The sequence below is a fragment of the Pseudomonas sp. GW821-FHT09E04 genome, from assembly GCF_059416185.1.
Window position 1 is genome coordinate 647,576 of the sequence record NZ_JBWKOR010000003.1, and the last position, 2,881, is coordinate 650,456.

At 59.4% G+C, this 2,881-nt stretch carries 1 protein-coding gene; it reads right to left on the minus strand.

What is annotated here, in order from left to right; all coding sequences use genetic code 11:
- Window positions 1-54: 54 nt before the first annotated feature.
- Complete coding sequence (locus AC07N4_RS14110) at window positions 55-2,535, minus strand: TonB-dependent siderophore receptor (RefSeq protein WP_192560203.1); 2,481 nt, start codon at window positions 2,533-2,535, stop codon at window positions 55-57.
- Window positions 2,536-2,881: the final 346 nt, after the last annotated feature.

The window sequence follows — 2,881 nt, forward strand, 5'->3', positions numbered from 1 at the left end:
GCAATAAAAAACCCGGCCTGCAATGACAGACCGGGTTCGGGTATTACCGGTGGATCAGAACTGCGGTTTGTACGTCACGCTGAACATCACGTTACGCGGATCGCCGTAGTAGCTGTTGCTGTTGATCTGGGCGAAGGCCGGAATGATGTAGCGCTTGTCGAACATGTTGTTCAGGTTGACGGCCAGGTTGACCTCGTCGGTAGCCTGGTAGGCAACGCGCGAACCCCAGATGGCAAAGCCTGGCAGATCGAAGCTGCGGTCGAAGCTGACCGTGCTGCTCTGGGCATTCACGCCGGCACCGACGCTGACCTTGTGGAAATCACCCGGCAGGGTGTAGTCGCCCCACAGGCGGAACATGTGCATCGGCGTACCGGTGGCGAAACGCTTGCCCTTGAGGTCGGAGTCTTCGAGGAACTTGGTGGTGTTGTAGGTATAGCCGCTGGAAATCTGCATGCCATCGAACAGTTCGCCGGCGATTTCCGCTTCCAGACCCTGGCTGCGAACCTTGCCCGACGCCGTCGAGCAGTACCAGCCGTTGCAGGCTTCCGGCCCTTCGATGTCGGTGGTCAGGTCAGACACGGCGCGGTTTTTCTGGATGTAGCGGAACAACGCCAGGGACGTGTTGAAGCGGCCATCCATCAGCTCGCCCTTGATACCCAGCTCGTAGTTGGTGCCTTCGATCGGCTTGAGCGCGGTCTTCTCTTTGGTCAGCTGGGTTTGCGGAATGAACACTTCGGCAACGCTGCCGTAGGCCGACCACTGTTCGTTCAGCGCATACACCATGCCGACGTAAGGCGTCACACGGCCGGTGCTCTTGATCGAGTTCTTCTCGCCGCCTTCCTGCAGTTCGCGGGCGAAGTAGTTGTCCTGGTCGAAGGAGAAGTCATACCAGCTGGTACGCGCGCCGAGGATCAGGGTCAGCGGATCGGTCAGGTTGATTCTGTAACTGCCGTAGAGGCCTTTCTGGCGAACATCGTAAGTGCTCACGGCCAGGTTGGCGTTGTCGGCGATCATGTCGAACGACTGCTGCGGACGGTTGTGATCGATGTCGAAAATGTCTACGCCCGGCGTGAACTGGCGAGCGTATTTGTCATCGCTGGTGAACTTGGAGTAGTTGGCACCCACGGTCAGGCCTTGCTTGAAGCCGAAGCCTTCAAACTGGCCATCGAGGTAAATGTCGAATGCGCGGTTCTTGTTGGCGAAGTCAGTCGAGTAATCGGAGAAACGCGGGCCGGTGCTGCCGCCCACCGGAACCACGCCGGCAACGAACTGATAAGTCGCCTCGTTCGATTCGTTCATGGCGATGGCCGAGGCCTTGATTTTCCAGCTGTCGTTGAAGTGGTGTTCAAGGTCGGCGTACACCGCGGTCTGGTCGTTCATCGAACGGTTCCAGGTTGCACCGGTGTAGGTCGAGCGCGGCAGGTTGATGTTGCTCGCGTCGGCGTAGCGCGGCAGGCCCAGCAGATACGGACGGCCGTGGCTCTTCTTGTTGCTGAAACCGATGCCGAGCACGGTGTCTTCGTCCAGGTCGAAATCCAGGGCGCCGTACACGGTCTGTTCCCAGTTCCAGGCGTAGTCGGTAAACGAGTGGTCTTTTTCATAGTTGACCACTGCACGACCACGGATGGTGCCGGCATCGTTCAGCGGACCACCGACGTCAGCCTGGGAGCCATAACGATCCCAACTACCCGCCTTGGCAGTGAGGGTCACGGTCGGTTCAGCCTGGCCGCGTTTGCGCACCATGTTGATCGCGCCGCCCGGGCTGTTCGCGCCTTGCAGCAGACCGGCCGCGCCACGGATCACTTCCATGCGGTCGTAGATCGCCATGTTTTCGGTGATGTAGCTGCCCAGCGCATACACGTTGCGCGGGATCGGCACGCCGTCGTACTGGATCGCTTCGATGTCGAAACCACGGGAGTAAATGAAGATACCCGGGCCTGGCGACTTCAGCGCGGTCAGGCCGGTGGTGGCTTCGACGGCCTGGGTCAGGTTGCTGATGTTCTGGTCATCCATGCGCTTGCGGGTCAGGACGCTGACCGACTGCGGGATGTCCTTGAGCTTCTGCTGGCCCTTGCCGATGGTCACGGCACCGGTGGTATAGGAATTGGTGCCTTCGGTGGTGGTGCCCAGCGCGGTGGCGTTGATCGTGGTGGCACCCAGTTCCAGACCTTTGGCGCTGCCACTGCGCACCAGCATCAGGGTGTTGCCTTCCACGGTGAAACGCACATCGGTGCCGCGCAGGAGCTGGCCGATGGCCGACTCCGGGGTCATGTTGCCTTTGACTGCAAAGCTCTTGAGGCCCGCCAGATCATCGGCGCTGTAGATGACCTGCATGTTGCTCTGCTCGCCAAACGCTTGCAGCGCCTGTGGCAGGGACTGTGCCGCGATATTGAAGGTTTTGTCTTCGGCCTGGACCTGAGCACTGAGCGGCAGCAGGCACGCCATGCCCATCCCCGCCAGTACAGAGCGCGAGCGCAACGTTCGGGAAATCACCAGGGCCTTGAACAGGGGTTTCAATTCGTGAATTGCGGACATTGTGCTCTCTATTATTGGTCGAAGTGGAAAAGCCTGCGGGCCGCCGAGCGCCCCTCGAAATGCATACCCGCGCTCCGGGATCGTTCAATCATGTGAATCGATCGACTGGCCCCTCCCCGGGCAGCAGTCGCCCGCGCAGTGGCGCGAGCCGGTCATGGGTTGCGTAAGAAATCCGTTTGTTGCCGCGTGAAAACCTGACTGAAAAGGCCCTTTTTCGAGTCATTTCACGCGCTTACGTTAGTAAGACGGTGCAGACCGAAAAAACCGGAATGCGTTTGTTTATCATTTGTGAAATAAATTAAAAAAAACCGTCGCACTGGGGCGACGGTTTTTCCTGGGCGGACGG